This is a genomic window from Anoxybacteroides tepidamans (genome assembly GCF_014201465.1).
Lineage (GTDB): Bacteria > Bacillota > Bacilli > Bacillales > Anoxybacillaceae > Anoxybacteroides > Anoxybacteroides tepidamans.
In genome coordinates, this window is the sequence record NZ_JACHEP010000014.1 from 62,686 (window position 1) to 81,117 (window position 18,432).

At 42.3% G+C, this 18,432-nt stretch carries 18 protein-coding genes; 15 read left to right on the top strand and 3 right to left on the bottom strand.

What is annotated here, in order from left to right; genetic code table 11:
• The first annotated feature begins 345 nt into the window (after nt 1-345).
• A complete protein-coding gene (locus HNQ34_RS11925) occupies nt 346-942 on the top strand; it encodes an HTH-type transcriptional regulator Hpr (protein WP_183254833.1) in 597 nt (198 codons plus the stop codon).
• On the opposite strand, the gene HNQ34_RS11930 is transcribed toward HNQ34_RS11925, so the two are convergent.
• Nucleotides 937-1,275, bottom strand: coding sequence for a YhaI family protein (locus tag HNQ34_RS11930; RefSeq protein WP_183254835.1), 339 nt, complete (start codon nt 1,273-1,275; stop codon nt 937-939). The two genes, HNQ34_RS11925 and HNQ34_RS11930, sit on opposite strands and share 6 nt — an antisense overlap.
• Nucleotides 1,276-1,427: 152 nt before the next feature.
• On the opposite strand from HNQ34_RS11930, the gene HNQ34_RS11935 reads away from it, so the two are divergent.
• On the top strand, nt 1,428-1,607 hold the full coding sequence (locus tag HNQ34_RS11935; protein ID WP_183254837.1) for a hypothetical protein: 180 nt from the start codon (nt 1,428-1,430) through the stop codon (nt 1,605-1,607).
• 44 nt (nt 1,608-1,651) lie between these two features.
• Here HNQ34_RS11935 and HNQ34_RS11940 read toward each other — a convergent pair whose 3' ends face one another.
• Nucleotides 1,652-1,738: a YjcZ family sporulation protein gene (locus tag HNQ34_RS11940; protein WP_183254865.1), complete on the bottom strand. Its 87-nt coding sequence runs from the start codon at nt 1,736-1,738 to the stop codon at nt 1,652-1,654.
• Between the two features lie 177 nt (nt 1,739-1,915).
• On the opposite strand from HNQ34_RS11940, the gene HNQ34_RS11945 reads away from it, so the two are divergent.
• A complete protein-coding gene (locus HNQ34_RS11945) occupies nt 1,916-2,752 on the top strand; it encodes a peptidylprolyl isomerase (protein ID WP_183254839.1) in 837 nt (278 codons plus the stop codon).
• Between the two features lie 28 nt (nt 2,753-2,780).
• Here the strand turns inward: HNQ34_RS11945 and HNQ34_RS11950 are convergent, their stop codons facing one another.
• Entirely contained in the window at nt 2,781-3,203 is a 423-nt protein-coding gene (locus HNQ34_RS11950; RefSeq protein WP_183254841.1) for an HIT family protein, read from the bottom strand.
• 481 nt (nt 3,204-3,684) lie between these two features.
• Here HNQ34_RS11950 and HNQ34_RS11955 point away from each other — a divergent pair, with 481 nt between their 5' ends.
• The 12 genes from HNQ34_RS11955 to HNQ34_RS12010 all read left to right on the top strand — a co-directional run bounded on the left by HNQ34_RS11955 (nt 3,685) and on the right by HNQ34_RS12010 (nt 18,195).
• Nucleotides 3,685-4,428 carry an ABC transporter ATP-binding protein gene (locus HNQ34_RS11955; protein WP_183254843.1) on the top strand — a complete coding sequence of 248 codons (744 nt, stop codon included), beginning with the start codon at nt 3,685-3,687 and terminating at the stop codon, nt 4,426-4,428.
• Nucleotides 4,421-5,620, top strand: coding sequence for an ABC transporter permease (locus tag HNQ34_RS11960; protein ID WP_246364127.1), 1,200 nt, complete (start codon nt 4,421-4,423; stop codon nt 5,618-5,620). Before HNQ34_RS11955 ends, HNQ34_RS11960 begins: the two co-directional genes overlap by 8 nt.
• 2 nt (nt 5,621-5,622) lie before the next feature.
• Nucleotides 5,623-6,132, top strand: coding sequence for an antibiotic biosynthesis monooxygenase family protein (locus tag HNQ34_RS11965; protein WP_183254847.1), 510 nt, complete (start codon nt 5,623-5,625; stop codon nt 6,130-6,132).
• A 157-nt stretch (nt 6,133-6,289) separates the two neighbouring features.
• On the top strand, nt 6,290-7,687 hold the full coding sequence (locus HNQ34_RS11970; RefSeq protein WP_183254849.1) for a hypothetical protein: 1,398 nt from the start codon (nt 6,290-6,292) through the stop codon (nt 7,685-7,687).
• Between the two features lie 141 nt (nt 7,688-7,828).
• Nucleotides 7,829-8,959: a M20 family metallopeptidase gene (locus tag HNQ34_RS11975; protein ID WP_183254868.1), complete on the top strand. Its 1,131-nt coding sequence runs from the start codon at nt 7,829-7,831 to the stop codon at nt 8,957-8,959.
• Between the two features lie 135 nt (nt 8,960-9,094).
• Complete coding sequence (gene hemE / locus HNQ34_RS11980) at nt 9,095-10,141, top strand: uroporphyrinogen decarboxylase (protein WP_183254851.1); 1,047 nt, start codon at nt 9,095-9,097, stop codon at nt 10,139-10,141.
• Between the two features lie 12 nt (nt 10,142-10,153).
• A complete protein-coding gene (gene hemH, locus HNQ34_RS11985; protein WP_183254854.1) occupies nt 10,154-11,098 on the top strand; it encodes a ferrochelatase in 945 nt (314 codons plus the stop codon).
• Entirely contained in the window at nt 11,095-12,525 is a 1,431-nt protein-coding gene (hemY, locus tag HNQ34_RS11990; RefSeq protein WP_183254856.1) for a protoporphyrinogen oxidase, read from the top strand. Before hemH ends, hemY begins: the two co-directional genes overlap by 4 nt.
• Nucleotides 12,526-12,622: 97 nt before the next feature.
• A complete protein-coding gene (locus tag HNQ34_RS11995; protein WP_183254858.1) occupies nt 12,623-13,195 on the top strand; it encodes a TetR/AcrR family transcriptional regulator in 573 nt (190 codons plus the stop codon).
• A gap of 70 nt (nt 13,196-13,265) precedes the next feature.
• Nucleotides 13,266-15,668 (top strand): YhgE/Pip domain-containing protein, encoded by a 2,403-nt coding sequence (locus HNQ34_RS12000; RefSeq protein ID WP_183254860.1) that lies wholly within the window; start codon nt 13,266-13,268, stop codon nt 15,666-15,668.
• A gap of 142 nt (nt 15,669-15,810) precedes the next feature.
• Nucleotides 15,811-16,824 (top strand): LacI family DNA-binding transcriptional regulator, encoded by a 1,014-nt coding sequence (locus tag HNQ34_RS12005; RefSeq protein ID WP_183254862.1) that lies wholly within the window; start codon nt 15,811-15,813, stop codon nt 16,822-16,824.
• 57 nt (nt 16,825-16,881) lie between these two features.
• Nucleotides 16,882-18,195 carry an ABC transporter substrate-binding protein gene (locus HNQ34_RS12010; protein ID WP_183254863.1) on the top strand — a complete coding sequence of 438 codons (1,314 nt, stop codon included), beginning with the start codon at nt 16,882-16,884 and terminating at the stop codon, nt 18,193-18,195.
• Nucleotides 18,196-18,432: the final 237 nt, after the last annotated feature.

The following is an 18,432-nucleotide window of genomic DNA, read 5'->3' on the forward strand; positions in this document are numbered from 1 at the left end:
TAACGAAAACTCCAAGCGATCAAAAAGCAAAGAAGCGCCCCGAAAGCGTATAGGATCATTCGATTTTTCAATACTTTTTTTGGTGGATACATTTTTGTTTTACGGAGCGAAAAGAAAGTTGTCGCCGTCAAACATAGAAAAATAAAACTGATCACATAAAAAAAGGATATTATATATGCCATCATATCCTCCCCCATGCTTACTATATGTATTTAGTCGTTCGACTATGAGTGCCGGGGAGAGAATATTTTATTTAAAAATTCTAACATTTGCATCTTTATTAATTTTTATTTTACTGGCATAATAGAAAATAATAATCATGGTGAGGGAAGAGTAGGTGGAACGATGAGAAACACGGAGCAACATTATTCTATAAAAGAGGCGATGCTATTTAGCCAACGGATTGCCCAGCTAAGCAAAGCGCTTTGGAAATCGATCGAAAAAGATTGGCAGCAGTGGATTAAACCGTTTGATTTAAACATTAATGAGCACCATATTTTATGGATTGCGTACCATTTTAAAGGCGCATCCATTTCGGAAATCGCCAAATTTGGCGTGATGCACGTTTCCACGGCATTTAACTTTTCGAAAAAGCTGGAAGAACGCGGATTGTTGACATTTTCGAAAAAACAAGATGATAAGCGGAACACATACATTGAATTAACAGAAAAAGGGGAACAAATATTGCTAAAATTAATGGAATCATATGATCCGAAACAAAACGCCGTATTTAACGGTGCGCTCCCTTTACGCGAATTGTACGGAAAATTCCCAGAAATTTTAGAAATGATGTGTATCATTCGCAACATTTATGGAGATGACTTTATGGAGATTTTTGAAAAATCGTTTGAGAACATAAAAGCGGATTTTGTAGAGAAAGACGGCAAGCTCGTAAAAAGAATGGAGGAAGTGGCTGAGAAAGAGGTAACGAGCCAGTCATAACGAATGAATGGTTTCGATCAATTTTTTGAACTCTTTCATAAGAGGAACAAACATTTGTTGCTTTAATAGTGCATCTACTGTTTTTTCAAGTGGAAGGTGAGGATGGAGCATTCCGGCAAAATGAATTAAAAGCGGAGTAAAAATTGTAAAACCTTCCGCTTTTTGTTTTTCGTATTCCTTGCTCAATTCTTCACAAAGAGTGATTACTTCTTCTACTTCTTCCTTCGTTAAATCGGCAGCAATCACCAGATAATCAAACGGTTTTTTCGTTTCATCGACCATTTCAAGTAGTAACGAGCGATGAAATTCTAGTTTCGCTATGCGGTTTTCCATAGGCCGTCCTCCTTCTCATGTATATTTTAACCAAGTTGTGCAAAATAACCAATAACAAGTTGTTTGTCGCAGTAAAAAACATATTGATTTATCAAAAAAAACGTTGTAAAGTAAAGGAAGTAATTTTGTAAGAGATAGGTGGAGAGTTGTATATGGCGGTTTATTTTATACCCCTTGCCATCGTTATTTTGTTTTCCATTAACCAACTGACAAACACGCTTTGCGTTCAGAGAGAGATTCCCGAAGAAAAGCAGCCGACGGTGTTTCGAACAATCAATGTGTTGATTACGATTTTACTTATTTCCTCTTATTTTGAAGTGCTATTTACATAAAACAAAGCTGACAGCCTTGACTGCCAGCTTTTTTATTAACAGTTTTAGAATAACCAAGCACTGCCGACGATGATTAACAAGATGAATAATACGACAATTAACGCAAATCCTCCTGTGTAAGGTACACTCATGGACAATACCTCCTTTCAAAGGATTTTTCACTTTTGGATACTTCATCATATGCCATTAAGGTAAACGTGTATGGGCGCATAACTAAAAGGAAAAAATTTTTGTATCATGAGAGAATGTGTTATAGTTATTGTTGTAGTTTTCTCGTAAAAAATTTAATTGTAGGGGTTGTGAAACGAATGAAAAAATGGACGATTGCTTTCGCGACAGCAGCTTCTGTTCTCGCTTTATCTGCTTGTAATAACGGTGGTTCAGAAGTAGTTGTTGAGACAAAAGCTGGCGACATTACAAAAGACGAATTTTACAATGCGATGAAAGAGCGATTCGGAAAAGACGTCATCCGTGATCTTGTGTATGAAAAAGTGTTAAGCAAAAAATATAAAGTGAACGATAAAGAAATTGACAGAGAAATCGAGAATTTAAAAGAAATGTACGGTACGCAATATGAGATGGCTGTGCAGCAAAACGGTGAAAAGGCGATTCGCGACATGGTGAAGCTAGATCTTTTGCGCCAAAAAGCGGCCATGGAAGATGTGAAAGTAACGGAAAAAGAATTGAAGCAATATTATGATCAATATAAGCCAAAAATACGGGCAAGCCATATTTTAGTGAAAGATGAAAAAACGGCGAAGGAAATTAAAGCGAAGCTCGATAAAGGGGAAGACTTTGCAAAGTTGGCAAAAGAATATTCACAAGATCCAGGCTCTGCGCAAAATGGCGGTGATTTAGGCTGGTTCGGCCCAGGCAGAATGGTGAAAGAGTTTGAAGATGCAGCGTATTCATTAAACGTCGGAGAAGTGAGCCAACCGGTGAAAACGGAATTTGGATACCATATTATTAAAGTGACAGACAAGAAAAAGAAGCCGTCATACGAACAAATGAAAGATGAAATTGAATTTGAAGTGAAAAAAAATAAGCTGGATCCGACAAAAGTTGAATCAAAAGTAGCAAAGGTTATTAAAGAAGCCGATGTTAAAGTGAAAGACAGCGACTTTAAAAATGTATTTGAACAGTAAAAAGGGAAGCTGAATGCTCCCCTTTTTCCTATTCCATTCCTTTTTGGATAGTTGTAGCAATCGTTTGCAAATCCTCGAATGTATAATCGCTTGCGTGCGATTTCCAAACGGCTCCGAAGCCGTCGCCTTTGCCGTAGCGCGGGATGAGATGAACGTGAAAATGAAAAACCGTTTGTCCTGCTTGCTCTCCGTTGTTATTTAAAAGATTTAACCCTACAGGAGCAAATTGCTTTTTAATCGCGTTTGCGATTTTTGGAACGGTTTGAAAGACATGGCTTGCGACATCCGGTGTAAGCTCAAAAATATCGGTTGTATGTACTTTTGGCACGACAAGCGTATGCCCTTTTGTCACTTGGCTGATGTCAAGAAACGCCAAAACATGTTCATCTTCGTATACTTTTGCTGCGGGAATGTCCCCGTTTATAATTTTACAAAAAATGCAATCATTCATGAAAGCGGACCACCTTTCTTGCCATTTTTGTTTCCATTTTACCATAAAAAGAACAGGATGTAAGCCGAAAAGGTTACATCCTGTTCGTAATGAAAAGGGGCGAGGATTCGTCAACAAAATGGCGTTTGATGAACACCTCATTTACAAAAGGTTTTCATACTTCATGAACGTTTTTTGTTCAAGATGACCATCCCGTTGTTATTGCAAGAATCAAAATTCTGCAACTTCGTTTGATGATCTGCGACAAACACCTCATTTACAAGGAATTCTCCTTTGTTTCAGCCGGTGTTATCTTTCGTAAACACCTCATTTCAATGTGGATGATTCACCAAACAACTTTATGTGTTGTTCAATAGTTCCTCATCCCCTCTTCGTTATTTATGATGTCCGGAAATGTGGCATATATACATATAATTTTTGGAAATCATCGAGTTCTTTTGATAAAATGATGATAACAATGATAAAGAAAGGAAAACGAACGATGGCGCTTCTTGAAGTCCAGCATGTATATGGCGGTTATACGAATCGAAACGTATTAGAAGATGTTTCATTTACAGTAGACCGAAACGAAGTAGTAGGGCTGATTGGCTTAAACGGTGCGGGTAAAAGCACGACTATTAAACATATTATCGGATTAATGGAACCGCGAAAAGGAACGATTACGATCAACGGAAAAACGTTTGCCGACGACCCGGAATTATATCGCGCCCAGTTAACATACATACCGGAAACACCGATTTTATATGACGAACTGACGTTAAAGGAACATTTAGAACTAACGGCAATGGCATATGGTCTAGCAAAACACGAATATGAAAAGCGGCTCCAACCGTTGTTAAAAGAGTTTCGCATGGAAAAAAAGCTATCGTGGTTTCCTGCTCATTTTTCAAAAGGGATGAAACAAAAGGTGATGATTATGTGCGCCTTTTTAGTGGAGCCCTTGCTTTATATCATCGACGAACCGTTTGTTGGTCTCGACCCGCTCGGCATTCATTCGCTGCTTCAACTCATGCAAGACATGAAACAAAAGGGGGCAGGCATTTTAATGTCGACGCACATTTTAGCGACCGCAGAAAGATATTGCGATTCGTTCGTCATCCTTCATCACGGAAAGGTAAAGGCGAAAGGAACGATCGACGAGTTGCGCCAGCAGCTTCAACTCCCATCAGCGACATTGGATGAAATCTATATGGAGCTAACGAAGGAAGAAGAATATGATGGATAGCCGTTTATTGTGGAAGCAGCGGCTGATCCGCTACGGATCGGAGATAAAGCGCTATTTGCGTTACATGCTCAACGATCATCTATTGTTCGTGTTGCTGATTGGGCTTGGGGCAGGAGCTGTAATGTATCAACGGTGGGTGGCGACATTGCCGCCACATTTTCCATATGCAATCGTAGGAGCGGTCATTTTTTCGCTTTTTTTAGCCTATAGTCCTGTCCGGACGTTTTTGGAAGAGGCGGATATCGTTTTTTTGCTGCCAGCTGAAAAACAGCTCGTCCCATATATTCAGCGGTCATTTTGGTTTAGCTTGATCGTACAGGCCTATATTCTTTTGCTTGTGCTGCTGGCCATGGCTCCGCTTCATCTCAAACTCTCAACGTTGTCGTTATCGTTGTTCGGGCTGTTTTTATTGTTCATGAAAGGATGGAATTTATTCATTAGCTGGAAGGAAACGTATTTTACAGAGCCTAAAGCCCGCTGGTTTGGCAGTGCAGTGCGGATATTCTTTAACGGCGTATGTGTGTATTTTGTATTGACGAATGTATCGCTCATTTTTTTGCTTAGCTTGTTGTTGATAATGGCTGTTTTATCTGTTTATTTTGTGCAAGCCGCGAAACAAAAAGGACTTCCGTGGGAACGGCTTATTCAGCAGGAAGAAAGAGCGAAGATGAGATTTTATCGTTTGGCAAACATATTTACCGATGTTCCGCACCTAAAAGCAAAAGCGAAGCGGCGTAAATGGCTCGATGGGCTTTTATCACTGATTTCGTATCGCCAAGAACATGCGTTTCGCTATTTGTACGCAAGAACATTTCTTAGGGCGGGAGACTATTTCGGGCTTTATGTGCGATTGACAGCGATTGCCTGCTTTTTTCTTTATATCATTCCGGCAGGGTATGGGAAAATTATAACATCCTTATTTTTCTTGTATGCGACAGGATTTCAATTGTTCGCATTGTCACGTCATCATCGTGGGCACATTTTTGTCAAGTTGTATCCGTTGTCTCACGCTAGGCAAAAAGAAGCGGTACTGCGTTTATTGTTTCAACTGCTGCTCATGCAAAACGCTTTTTTTTCCTTGTTTTTAGTCGTGATCGGATATTTTTCGTTTAGTTTGTTATCGTTAATTGCAGGTGCGATGTTTAGCTATTGGCTATTATTTATGTATTTAAACAATCGTTGGAGGCGATAGTCATGAAAAAAATGTATATTACAACTGGTACGCTTGAATATTTGCACAGTGTAAAAGAAAAATACGCCAATGAGGACATGGTATTGCTTGAAGGGGACGATTATGCTGTATTGCTTCACGAAACGGACGGAGAAACTGTATTTCAAGAACCGCGCCATTATGAAGTGCTCGATGCAGTTGGTCAGCTAGGTGGAGCTTTTGCTGTGTTTAACAACATTCCAGTTACGGATGAAGGAAGACCATTGTTTGAATACCGTTTCAGCCAGCGGGCGCGCTTGATTGAGAAAGAACCGGGATTCGTCGCGATTCGCGTGCTACGTCCATTATCGAATGATACGTATATTATTATGACGTTTTGGGAAGGAAAAGAACATTTCCAAAACTGGCAACGTTCGAAAGCGTACGAAAAAGCGCACGAACGTCGGGAAGCGGCTAAACAAGAAGAACAGCAGCCGACGATTTTTCCGCGTCCTTCGTATGTTACTACGTATACCGTGATTCGAGAAAGCTAAAATGATTGTCGAATGCCGCTAGAATGAGGCGGCATTTTTCTTTTTTCGACTATTTCCAAGGAAATCGACATGTCACACCTTTTTCTCTTTTTCATATGATGTAGCATATCCGTTAGGCAATTGCCTTAATGGAGATGAAATGGAAAGGGGAAAAGATATGGGTGTTGAATTAACGGCGTTACATTGGATTTATTTATTGTTCGTTTTGTTGATTATTGGGTTTATGGTGTTTCGAAAAGACACATCTCTCATTTGTATGATTGGGATTTTTTTGTTAGCGGTTACAGCTACTCATTCATTAAGCGCGGCAATCAGCGGGGTGTTCAATAGTTTTATTTACGCCATTACCGAACTTTTGCCGACGATTTTAGTCATCTCGGTGATTGTGGCGATGAGTAGAGTATTAACGATGGCAGGAATTAACGATGTGATGATTACACCGTTTACCCGCTTTATTCGTACTCCTAGTTGGGCGTATTGGACGATCGGACTGCTTATGATGGTAGCTTCATGGTTTTTCTGGCCATCGCCAGCGATTGCGCTGATAGGAGCTGTACTACTGCCGGTAGCGATTCGTGTCGGTTTGCCGGCGATTGGAGCGGCAATGGCAATGAACTTATTTGGTCATGGAGTTGCTTTATCAGGGGATTTTGTCATTCAAGGGGCGCCAAAATTAACGGCAGAGGCGGCGGGTCTTCCTGTTTCAGACGTGGTGTTCGCTAGTGTTCCGCTTGTATTCGTAATGGGGATTGTGACGACGATTACTGCGTTCATTTTATTGCGCCGTGATATGAAGAAGGGGCAATTCGCAGCAGCTAAAGAAATCGATGTCACGATAGACCCGGCGTTGGAACAAACGAAACAACTGCTTTCGAATCATGCGAAAAAATGGTTAGCGGCGATCATCGCTATTTTGTTGTTGCTCGATGTTGCCGCGATGTCCTATTTGAAATTACAAGGCGGGCAAGCAACAGCACTCATCGGCGGAACGGCAATTTTCATCCTTATTTTGCTCTCTATTTTTGCTCATAAGCGTGACAGCTTTGAAAAAATTACAAATTATTTGATCGAAGGATTTCAATTTGGATTTAAAATATTCGGTCCGGTCATTCCGATCGCTGCATTTTTCTATTTAGGAGATGCGGGATTCGTTCCTATTATCGGGGACTATTTGCCGAAAGTGTCCGAAGGAATTGTGAATGATTTAGGGGTCGCGCTTGCTCATGCCGTTCCTCTTAACAAGGAAATTGGCGCCGTGACATTAACGGCCGTCGGCGCGATTACAGGATTGGACGGATCAGGGTTTTCAGGCATTTCATTAGCTGGTTCCGTCTCTCATTTATTCTCTGTAGCTATCGGAACAGGAGCGGCCACGCTTACCGCACTTGGACAAATTGCTGCGATTTGGGTCGGCGGCGGTACGCTCATTCCGTGGGCGTTAATTCCAGCGGCAGCCATTTGCGGGGTCGATCCGTTTGAGCTAGCGCGCCGCAACTTAGTTCCCGTCACAGCCGGTCTTGTTGTGACGACTATTGTCGCGATGTTTTTAATGTAGAATCGATCAGGCTGCCTTCTAAAGTGAGGGCAGCTTTCTGTCATCATTTTCGTCTGCCATGATATAATGTAAAAAAGAAAAAGGGGGGCGAGAGGATTGATTGAACATTTGTATGAACGCTTAAAAGCTTACTATGACGAAATGGTGGCGATTCGCCGCTATTTGCATCAACACCCGGAATTGTCGTTTCAAGAATATAACACGGCGAAATACATAGCAAACTATTATAAAGCATTAGGGATTCCGGTGCGAGAGCATGTCGGTGGAAACGGCGTTGTCGCCAAAATTGTCGGAGCAAAACCGGGGAAAACGGTAGCGCTGCGGGCCGATTTTGACGCGTTACCTATCCAAGACGAAAAAGATGTTCCGTATAAATCGACCGTTCCGGGAGTGATGCACGCCTGCGGACATGACGGCCATACGGCGACGTTGCTTGTATTGGCAAAAGCGCTTTATGAAATGAAAAAAGCACTTTCGGGAACAATTGTGCTCATTCATCAGCATGCGGAAGAATATGCACCAGGCGGGGCGATTTCGATGATCGAGGACGGCTGCTTGGAAGGGGTCGATGTCATTTTTGGCACGCATTTATGGGCGACAGAGCCGACAGGAAAAATTCAATACCGAACAGGCCCAATTATGGCCGCGGCAGATCGGTTTGAGATTACGATCCAAGGATCAGGCGGACACGGTGCGCAGCCGCATAAAACGAAAGATGCGATCGTAGTGGCGTCACAGCTTGTGCTGGTGCTGCAACAAATCGTCAGCCGGCGCGTAAATCCGCTGCAACCAGCCGTCGTATCGATCGGCTCGTTTATGGCGGATAATGCGTTTAACGTCATTGCGGATACAGCGAAGCTTGTTGGAACAGTGCGCACATTTGATGAAGCAGTGCGCAGCGAAATCGAGCGAGAAATTGAGCGGATTACTAAAGGAATTTGCTTGGCGGCTGATTGTTCGTATCAATACGCGTATACAAGAGGATATCCTCCGGTAGTGAACCACGAAGAAGAAACGAGCTTCATTGTCAAAATCGCGAAACAGATTCCGGAAGTAACTATTGTAGAAGAAACGGAGCCGCATATGGGGGGCGAAGATTTCGCTTATTACTTGCAAAAGGTGAAAGGAACGTTTTTCTTTACAGGGGCGAAAGCAGATGATGTGACAACACCGTTTCCACATCACCATCCGAAGTTTGATTTTGATGAAAAAGCGATGCTGATCGCAGCGAAAATGCTTGGTACGGCCGCGCTTCGCTTTTTAACAAAATAAATCGTCAATTTTTTGACACTTTAACACGTTCGCTATACATTAAAATAAGAAGCTTGTATAGTTGTAGTTGTACACAACTTGGCTTGTGGCCAAGTTTTCTTATGTAAATGGTAAAGAAAGGCGGATATAGAAAAGATGACAAAACAACCATTTAACGATACATTTTTACGCGCTTGCCGCGGAGAGAAAACAGAATACGTTCCGGTTTGGTATATGAGACAAGCAGGACGTTCACAGCCGGAGTATCGCGCATTGAAAGAAAAATATTCGCTATTTGAAATTACGCATCAGCCAGAACTTTGCGCTTATGTCACCCGGCTTCCAGTCGAGCAGTACAACGTCGATGCGGCGATTCTTTATAAAGATATTATGTCACCGCTTCCAGCGATCGGCGTAGAAGTCGATATTAAAGCGGGGGTAGGTCCGGTCATTTCGAATCCGATCCGCTCTCTTCAAGATGTCGAAAAGCTTGGCGAAATTTATCCGGAAGAAGACGTGCCATATGTATTGGAAACGATTCGATTGTTAACAACGGAGCAATTGAATGTCCCGTTAATTGGGTTTGCCGGAGCGCCATTTACATTAGCGAGCTACATGATTGAAGGCGGGCCTTCTAAAAATTACAATAAGACAAAAGCATTTATGTATGCGGAGTCGAAAGCGTGGTTTGCATTGATGGACAAGCTCGCCAATATGACGATTCGCTACGTCAAAGCGCAAATTCATGCAGGGGTGAAAGCGATTCAAATTTTTGATTCATGGGTCGGTGCTGTGAACACCGAAGACTACCGCTATTTTATTAAACCGACAATGGAGCGCATTTTTTCAGCGTTGCGTAAAGAAAACGTGCCGCTTATTATGTTTGGCGTCGGCGCAAGCCATTTAGCGAAAGAGTGGAACGATTTGCCGCTTGATGTCGTTGGCCTCGATTGGCGTCTTTCGATTAAAGAAGCGAGAGCAAACGGCATTACAAAAGCGATTCAAGGAAATTTAGATCCAGCTGTATTGCTTGCACCGTGGGAAGTGATTGAAGAGAGAGTGAAACGAATTTTAGATGAAGGAATGGAACAACCGGGATATGTTTTTAATTTAGGACACGGCATTTTCCCAGACATTCGACCAGAAACGCTCAAACGATTAACGGCATTTATTCATGAATATACATCGCAAAATCGTAAATGAGGTGGTGGATCGATGACGAAAAAGAAAATGGGCTTGCTTGTAATGGCTTACGGCACCCCGTATAAAGAAGAGGATATTGAGCGATATTATACGCACATTCGGCATGGGCGCAAACCGTCTTTTGACATGTTGCACGATTTGAAAGCGCGATACGAAGCGATCGGCGGCATTTCTCCGCTTGCGAAAATTACACGAGAGCAAGCAGAAGCGTTGGAAAAACGGCTAAATGAAATACAAAACGAGATCGAATTTCGTATGTATTTAGGGTTAAAACATATTGAGCCGTTTGTCGAAGATGCGGTACAGCAAATGTATGACGATGGGATCACCGAAGCGGTCAGCATCGTGCTTGCTCCGCATTTTTCAACATTTAGCATTCAATCGTATAATACACGTGCGAAGGCGGAAGCAGAAAAATTAGGCGGCCCTGTGATCTATGCGATTGAAAGCTGGTATGAAGAGCCGAAGTTTATTCAATATTGGGTAGAAAAAGTGAAAGAAGTATACGGACAAATGAGCGAAGAAGAGCGGGGGAAAGCTGTACTGATTGTATCGGCGCACAGTCTGCCTGAAAAAATCATTGCAACGGGAGATCCGTATCCGGAACAACTGCAAGAAACAGCCCGTATGATTGCTGAAAAAGCGGAAGTACAGCATTATGCGGTCGGCTGGCAAAGCGCAGGAAATACGCCGGAACCTTGGCTCGAACCTGATGTGCAAGATTTAACAAGACAGCTGCACGAAGAAAAAGGATATACATCATTTGTATATGTTCCGGTCGGGTTTGTCGCTGATCATTTAGAAGTGCTTTATGACAATGATATCGAATGTAAAAATGTAACAGATGAAATTGGGGCGAACTATTATCGCCCAGACATGCCAAATGCTCATCCGCAGTTTATTGATGCATTGGCAACAGTTGTTTTAAAACATGTAAAGAAGGCGATGAAACGGTGAGCGAGGAAAAGAAAAAGGTTGTGGTGATCGGAGGCGGCATTACCGGAACCACAGCAGCTTATTATTTACAAAAAGCGATTAAGGAGCAACAGATACCGATCGAATGTAAGCTCATTGAAGCAACACATCGATTAGGTGGAAAAATTCAAACGGTTGTTCGTGATGGATTTGTGATTGAGCGCGGACCTGACTCTTTTTTAGCGCGAAAACAAAGCGCTTCACGTCTCATTCATGAAGTAGGGCTGCAAGATAAAATCGTGCATAATGCAACGGGAAAGTCTTATATACTTGTCAACGGAAAGTTATATGCGATCCCAGGCGGAGCTGTTATGGGAATCCCGACGAAAATACGTCCGTTTGTGATGACTGGTTTATTTTCTCCACTTGGGAAATTGCGGGCTGCCTTTGATTTTATTTTGCCGCCGACGAAAGTAGAAGGCGATTTGTCGCTAGGACAATTTTTCCGTCGCAGACTCGGCGATGAAGTGGTGGAAAATTTAATTGAGCCGCTTTTGTCGGGAATTTACGCCGGCGATATCGATCAATTGAGCTTGATGGCGACATTCCCGCAGTTTTTCCACATCGAACAAAAACATGGAAGTCTTGTGCTTGGAACGAAACGGATGACACCAAAAACAGAAAATAAACAAAGTAAGAAAGGAATTTTTCAAACGTTAACAACAGGGCTGCAGTCATTGGTTGATGAAGTGGAAAAAAGGCTAGAGCCCGGCAGTGTAGTAAAAGGTATTCGCGTCGAAAAAATAGAAAAGAAGCACGCCGATTATCGCTTATATTTGAGCAATGGGGATGTATGGACGGCTCACAGTGTCGTGATTGCCACTCCGCATCAAACGGTTCCGTTCATGTTTCCGGCACATTCATTTTTTGAACCGTTTAAAACAGTTCCGTCGACATCGGTTGCTACGGTAGCACTTGTATTTCCAGAAATTTCTATTAAACAAGATATTGATGGAACAGGGTTTGTTGTATCGCGGCGTAGCGATTATACGATCACAGCCTGCACATGGACGCACAAAAAGTGGCCGCATACCGCACCAAAAGGAAAAGCTTTACTGCGCTGCTATGTTGGACGTCCAGGAGATGAAGCGATTGTGGAACAATCCGATGATGAAATCGTCAATGTAGTCCTAGATGATTTAAATAAAATCATGCGCATTACCGACCGTCCTGAATTTGCGGTTGTTTCCAGATGGAAAGAAGCGATGCCACAATATATTGTAGGACATAAAAAACGGATGGAAATGATAAAATCGAAGATGACCGAACAACTCCCAGGCGTATTTTTAGCAGGAAGCTCTTATGAAGGATTAGGATTGCCTGACTGCATTGACCAAGGCGAGGAAGCGGTAAAAAAAGTGCTGGATTATTTGCAAATGAATAAACAAGCGGCAGTAGAGGTTAACTAATTAATAGTTAGCCTCTTTACTTTTTTTGAGCGTTATGATACGATGTTTTTACGAAATGACCAAATTGTTCATTTAGTCAGTTTAAAGGATGAGGACCATGTCAGTGAATCGAAAAAAGCAAATTATTGAGGCTGCTACGAAATCTTTTTCGCTTTTCGGCTATAAAGCGACGACGATGGAGCAAGTAGCAAAATTGGCAAATGTCGGAAAAGGGACGATTTATACATTTTTTAGCAGTAAAGAAGATTTGTTAGACGAAATTATTTCTTCGTTAATTGTAGAAATTAAAGCAACGGCCGAACAGGCGATGAATCCTGATCAGCCATTTTTTGAAAACGTTCATCGCGCGCTATATCGCATTTTAGAATTTCGCAAACAGCATCAACTAACGATTAAACTTCTCCAAGAAGTGCGCGATATCGGCACACCTGCGGTTCAAGAAGTGATGAAAAAACTCGACCGAGCTATTTTGGCGTATATTCGCGGGAAAATTGAACAGGCGATGCAAAAAGGAGAAATTCGCGAGTGTGATTCGGAAATAACGGCGTTTTTAATGTTGAAAATGTATATCGCTCTCGTATTTGAATGGGAAAAAGACCATAAACCGCTGTCGGAAGAAAAGATCGCGGAATTGTTCGAACTGTATTTTTTGAAAGGATTGTCAAAATAGATAGTCCTTCTTCTTTTTCGAAAAAATGACTAAATGAACAAAACGGTCAATTGTACAAAGGAGGGAGAAGATGAAAAGTATTTCATTATTTGTTCAAGAGCTAAAATCGATGGCAACGAATCGAAAAGTGCTCGTTCCTGTGCTTGCAGTGTTGTTTATCCCCTTGTTGTATAGCGGGATGTTTTTATGGGCTTTTTGGGATCCGTATGCCCATTTAGATGAACTGCCGGTGGCTGTTGTCAATAATGATAAAGGAGCTGTATTTAACGGGGAAAAGCTTGAAATTGGGGATGAATTGGTAAAAAAATTGAAAGAAAACAAAAAGTTTGCGTGGCATTTTGTGTCGGAAAAAGAGGCGGAAAAAGGGTTAAAACAACAAACATATTATATGGTTGTAAAAATTCCGGAAAACTTTTCGGAAAATGCGACAACGATTCAAGATGAACACCCGAAACGAATGACGCTTATCTACATGCCGAATGAGAGCTTTAACTTTTTATCGGCGCAAATCGGAAATACAGCAGTTGAAAAAATAAAAGAAGAGCTTTCGCATACGGTGACGGCTACGTATGCGGAAACGATGTTTGACAACGTGCAAAAGATGGCGAAAGGGCTTCAAGATGCAAGTGATGGTGCAAAGCAAGTGCATGATGGGGTTTCTGCCGCGAAAGACGGAGCTGTGAAATTACAAGACGGCCTTCATTCAGCAAAAGAAGGAAGCGGGCAGCTCAAGCAAGGTGCTAATGTTGCGAAAAATGGTGCAGCGGAAATTTATAAAAACTTAAAAGTATTGGCCGAAAAATCTCTTGCGTTTGAAAACGGCCTAAAATCAGCAAGTGATGGTTCAGAACGTTTAAACGGGGGCCTAAAACAGTTAAATGACGGATTTGTTCGCATGCAGGAAGGCCAATCGCAGCTGCTCGATGGGGCGAAACAAGTAGAAGATGGCACAAAACAGCTTTCCGGAGGGTTAAAGCAGTCGCTTGCCGGAATGGAGCAAATGAAAGAAAAAGTGCCGCAATTGACAACAGGTACATTGCAGTTGAAAAACGGGGCTAGCAACCTTGCTTCCTCGTTGGAACAATGGAAACAAGGGGCGGAAAATACAAAAGCAGGCGCGGTGCAAGTCAGTGACGGATTACAGCAAATCATTGCCCAACTGGATGCGATAATCGCTCAAACAGCAGATGCAAACGAAAAAGCAACATTGCAAACGTTAAAAAATAGTTTGTTGCCGTTATCTGAAGGAAGCAAACAAGTGGCTGGAGGAATGGCACAGCTTTCTGACGGAGCGGGTGCATTAAAGACAGGAGCGGATCAACTTGTTTCAGGTGCATCTCAGCTCTATGAAGGCGGGCTTGCTTTCAACCAAGCGATCGAACAGCTTTTTGCAGGGCAACAAAAGCTTGTCGCAGGAGCTGATGCGCTTGTAGTAGGACAAGGAAAAGTCGTCCAAGGGTTAACAGCGTTTGGTGAAAAAATGGCCGAAGCGAAAAATGGTGTATCCCAACTTGCTAGCGGAAGCGGTCAATTGTCATCGGGGTTGCGCGAACTTGCAGATGGTTCAACTCGGTTACAAAATGGAGTTAGCCAGCTAGCTGCTGGGGCTGAAAAATTGTCAGGCGGAATGGCGCGGTTAGAAGGAGGAATTTCCCAACTTTCTAATGGTGTGAATCAACTTTCTGACGGCTCCGATCAACTTGTGGACGGCATGAAAAAACTTGATGACGGTTCAAAAGAACTAGCAGCTAAACTTTCTGACGGAGCGAAAAAAGCAGGCGACGTGAAAGCAAACAACGACATTTATCATATGTTTGCAGAACCGGTGAAAATGAAAAACGAACGAATTTACCACGTGCCGAATTACGGAACCGGATTCACACCGTATTTCTTATCATTAGGTTTATTTGTTGGCGCGCTTCTTTTATCGATCGTCTTTCCATTGCGCGAACCGGCAGGCATCCCAAGTTCTGGACTGAGTTGGTTTTTAAGCAAATTTAGCATTTTAGTTATTGTTGGCGTCATTCAGGCGTTGCTGGCCGATACAGTGCTGCTTGCTGGCCTCGGACTTGACGTGCAAAGTGTACCGAATTTTATCATCTTTAGCATCATTACAAGCATTACGTTTATTACGTTAATACAGTTCCTTGTAACGACATTAGGAGATCCGGGCCGGTTTGTTGGAATCATCATTTTGATTTTACAATTAACGACAAGTGCTGGAACGTTCCCGCTCGAGTTAATTCCGAAAACGTTACAGCCTTTCAACGCGTACTTACCAATGACATATTCTGTATTTGGTTTTAAAGCGGTCATTTCGAGCGGTGATTTTACGTTTATGTGGGAAAATATAGCGATCCTTGCGATTTTTATCGCCGTGTTATCGATCGGAACGATTTTATATTTTACTGTTCAACATAAACGGAAATTTTATACAATGACGCAAAATATGACAGAAGCTCCTAAGGCATGATCGCATTAGGAGCTTCTTTATCAAAAAAATTTTGATGTTACTAGTTGAATGTTTGGACAAAGTACATTATAATTCAAATATGAAAACGATTTCAGTAACCGGGGTGGTGCTGCATTTTTGCAAGCAAGGAGGGTAAGTAAGCATGTCAACGATTGAAGATGTAGCCAAATTGGCAGGGCTTTCGCGAACGACGGTATCAAGGGTGATTAACAATCATCCGTATGTATCTGAAGATAAGCGGAAATTAGTCATTGAAGCGATGAATCAGCTCGGATATGTTCCGAACTCTTCCGCTAGAAGTTTGCGAAGCCAAAAAACGGATGTCATTGCGCTATTTGTTCCGAGAATTATGAATCCGTTTTTCAGCCAATTAGTGGAGTCGATGGAAATCGCGGCTGCTGAGCAAGGCTATCAACTCATCATTTGTCAGACGAGATATTCGCCCGAAAAAGAATTAAATTACATGAATTTGTTAAAAATGAAACAAGTAGATGGTGTAGTTCTTGCGTCGATTCAAAATGACTGGAAGGTGCTTGAGCCGTTTTTAGATTACGGTCCGATCGTGCTATGCAACGAATTTGACGAACAAGCAAATGTTCCATCTGTGATGCTTGATCAAGTGCACGGAGCGTATATAGCGACAAAGCATTTGCTTGAACAAGGCCATCGCCGTATTGCATATTGTCGCGGCAGCACGCGAAGCAATGTCGCTAGCCATCGTGAACTCGGGTTTCGCAAAGCGCTTGCGGAATACGGAATTGAGTTTGACGAGCAGTATGCGTTCCGCGATGCGTTTCATAGCGAAGATGGGAGACGCGTGTTCCATCAAATGATAGCGCTTTCTAATCCACCAACTGCTGTATTTACAGGCAGCGACGAAGTAGCGGCCGGAATTATTTCGGAGGCGAACAAGCACGGATGTAGCGTTCCTGAGCAATTGGCGGTAGTGGGATTTGACAATCAGGAGATTACGGAATTAATGAAACCAACGATCACAACCGTTCATCAACCAGTCGACAAAATGGCGCAAAAAGCACTGGAAGTCATGATCGAAAAAATTCACTCTCGAAAGTATAAGCAGCGCGAAGTATATGAATTTCCACTCAAACTGATCGTAAGAGAGTCGACGGTTTCAAACAAGCTTGCAAAATTGTAGCTTAAGGGTATGGGATCGATATCTGAAATCGTTCACAATAATATAGGGGGTATACTTATGAAAAAAGCGATGAAAGTATCTTCTGCTATGTTAGCGCTTACACTTGGATTGGCGGCATGCTCTAGCGGTCAAAATGCCACAGATAAAGCAAAAGATAAAAACGATACAAAAACAGCAGATCAATCAGGCGAAGTTGTGAAAATCGTTTATGCACGCGGTCAAGATTCGACAAAAGCGACAGAAAAAATTATTGAAGCATTCGAAAAATCTCATCCAAATATTAAAGTAGAGTTCCGGGAAATGCCTGCAGATACAGGAAAACAACACGATGCATATGTCACAATGTTAAATGCTCAATCGTCTGAAATTGATGTGATGGATCTTGACGTAGTTTGGCCAGCGGAATTTGCGCAAGCAGGCTATACGTTGCCGTTAGACCGTTTCATTGAGCAAGACGGAATCGACTTAAGCAAATATAACCAAGGGGCATTAGCTGCTGGTAACTTTAACGGCAAACAATGGGCGATGCCAAAATTCATCGACGCCGGGATGTTGTTCTATCGCACAGACCTTGTTCCGCAAGATAAAGTGCCAAAAACGTGGGATGAGTTATTAGCAACAGCAAAAGAACTAAAAGGAAAAGGCGGCACTCAATTCGGTTATTTAATGCAAGCAAAACAGTACGAAGGATTAGTATGTAATGCAGTTGAATTTATCGCTTCGTACGGCGGAAAAATCGTGGATGAAAACAATAACGTTGTTGTTAACAGCCCAGAAACCATTAAAGGTTTGAAAAAGATGGTGGAAATCGTCAAATCTAACGTTGTGCCAAGCAATATTACAACATTTACAGAACCTGAATCGCATACAGCGTTCATCGAAGGACAATCGCCATTCATTCGCAACTGGCCTTACCAATATGCGTTAGCGAACGATAAAGAACAATCGAAAATTGTTGGTAAAGTCGGCGTAGCGCCGCTTCCAGCAGGTGACAAAGGTTCAGCGGCGACATTAGGCGGATGGATGACAGCGATCAACAAATATTCAAAACATCCGAAAGAAGCTTGGGAATTCGTGAAATTTATGACAGGACCAGAAGGCCAAAAAATCTCAGCGATTTATGGCGGTTTAGCACCAACACTTCCAGAATTGTTTAAAGATCAAGATATTTTAAAAGCCAATCCGTTCTTTGCTGAAGAAGGATTTGTTAACGCTTTAAATGCGGCAGTGCCACGCCCGGTTGTTCCGAACTATCCAGAAGTATCAGAAATTATCCAAATCAACGTATCAAAAGCTATTGCAGGACAATTAACAGTTGAGCAAGCGGTTGCCAACATGGAAAAAGAAATTAAGGCAGCATTGAACAAATAGTCGCTGTTCAACGATTCCGTTAGCCTTCAGATCGCTGTTCTGTCAGCGCTGAAGGCTAACATCCTTTATCACGAGTGTTGATTATCCATTATTTTACTAAAAAACATAGAATCATATGGCTGAACATAAGCTTTTCTGCCTTTTCCCTCGAACAAGAACGCCGGCGGGCAAATGTCATTTGCCCGCAAAGCGTTCATTGTTCGAGGAGGGCATGCGTACAGCATGCCCAGTCGGCAA

What these genes read in the sequence shown, in the direction of transcription:
- HNQ34_RS11925 (WP_183254833.1), top strand. Translation starts at nt 346, where the DNA reads ATGAGAAACACGGAGCAACATTATTCTATAAAAGAGGCGATGCTATTT.
- HNQ34_RS11930 (WP_183254835.1), bottom strand. Translation starts at nt 1,275, where the DNA reads ATGGAAAACCGCATAGCGAAACTAGAATTTCATCGCTCGTTACTACTT.
- HNQ34_RS11935 (WP_183254837.1), top strand. Translation starts at nt 1,428, where the DNA reads ATGGCGGTTTATTTTATACCCCTTGCCATCGTTATTTTGTTTTCCATT.
- HNQ34_RS11940 (WP_183254865.1), bottom strand. Translation starts at nt 1,738, where the DNA reads ATGAGTGTACCTTACACAGGAGGATTTGCGTTAATTGTCGTATTATTC.
- HNQ34_RS11945 (WP_183254839.1), top strand. Translation starts at nt 1,916, where the DNA reads ATGAAAAAATGGACGATTGCTTTCGCGACAGCAGCTTCTGTTCTCGCT.
- HNQ34_RS11950 (WP_183254841.1), bottom strand. Translation starts at nt 3,203, where the DNA reads ATGAATGATTGCATTTTTTGTAAAATTATAAACGGGGACATTCCCGCA.
- HNQ34_RS11955 (WP_183254843.1), top strand. Translation starts at nt 3,685, where the DNA reads ATGGCGCTTCTTGAAGTCCAGCATGTATATGGCGGTTATACGAATCGA.
- HNQ34_RS11960 (WP_246364127.1), top strand. Translation starts at nt 4,421, where the DNA reads ATGGATAGCCGTTTATTGTGGAAGCAGCGGCTGATCCGCTACGGATCG.
- HNQ34_RS11965 (WP_183254847.1), top strand. Translation starts at nt 5,623, where the DNA reads ATGAAAAAAATGTATATTACAACTGGTACGCTTGAATATTTGCACAGT.
- HNQ34_RS11970 (WP_183254849.1), top strand. Translation starts at nt 6,290, where the DNA reads ATGGGTGTTGAATTAACGGCGTTACATTGGATTTATTTATTGTTCGTT.
- HNQ34_RS11975 (WP_183254868.1), top strand. Translation starts at nt 7,829, where the DNA reads ATGGTGGCGATTCGCCGCTATTTGCATCAACACCCGGAATTGTCGTTT.
- hemE (WP_183254851.1), top strand. Translation starts at nt 9,095, where the DNA reads ATGACAAAACAACCATTTAACGATACATTTTTACGCGCTTGCCGCGGA.
- hemH (WP_183254854.1), top strand. Translation starts at nt 10,154, where the DNA reads ATGACGAAAAAGAAAATGGGCTTGCTTGTAATGGCTTACGGCACCCCG.
- HNQ34_RS11995 (WP_183254858.1), top strand. Translation starts at nt 12,623, where the DNA reads ATGTCAGTGAATCGAAAAAAGCAAATTATTGAGGCTGCTACGAAATCT.
- HNQ34_RS12000 (WP_183254860.1), top strand. Translation starts at nt 13,266, where the DNA reads ATGAAAAGTATTTCATTATTTGTTCAAGAGCTAAAATCGATGGCAACG.
- HNQ34_RS12005 (WP_183254862.1), top strand. Translation starts at nt 15,811, where the DNA reads ATGTCAACGATTGAAGATGTAGCCAAATTGGCAGGGCTTTCGCGAACG.
- HNQ34_RS12010 (WP_183254863.1), top strand. Translation starts at nt 16,882, where the DNA reads ATGAAAAAAGCGATGAAAGTATCTTCTGCTATGTTAGCGCTTACACTT.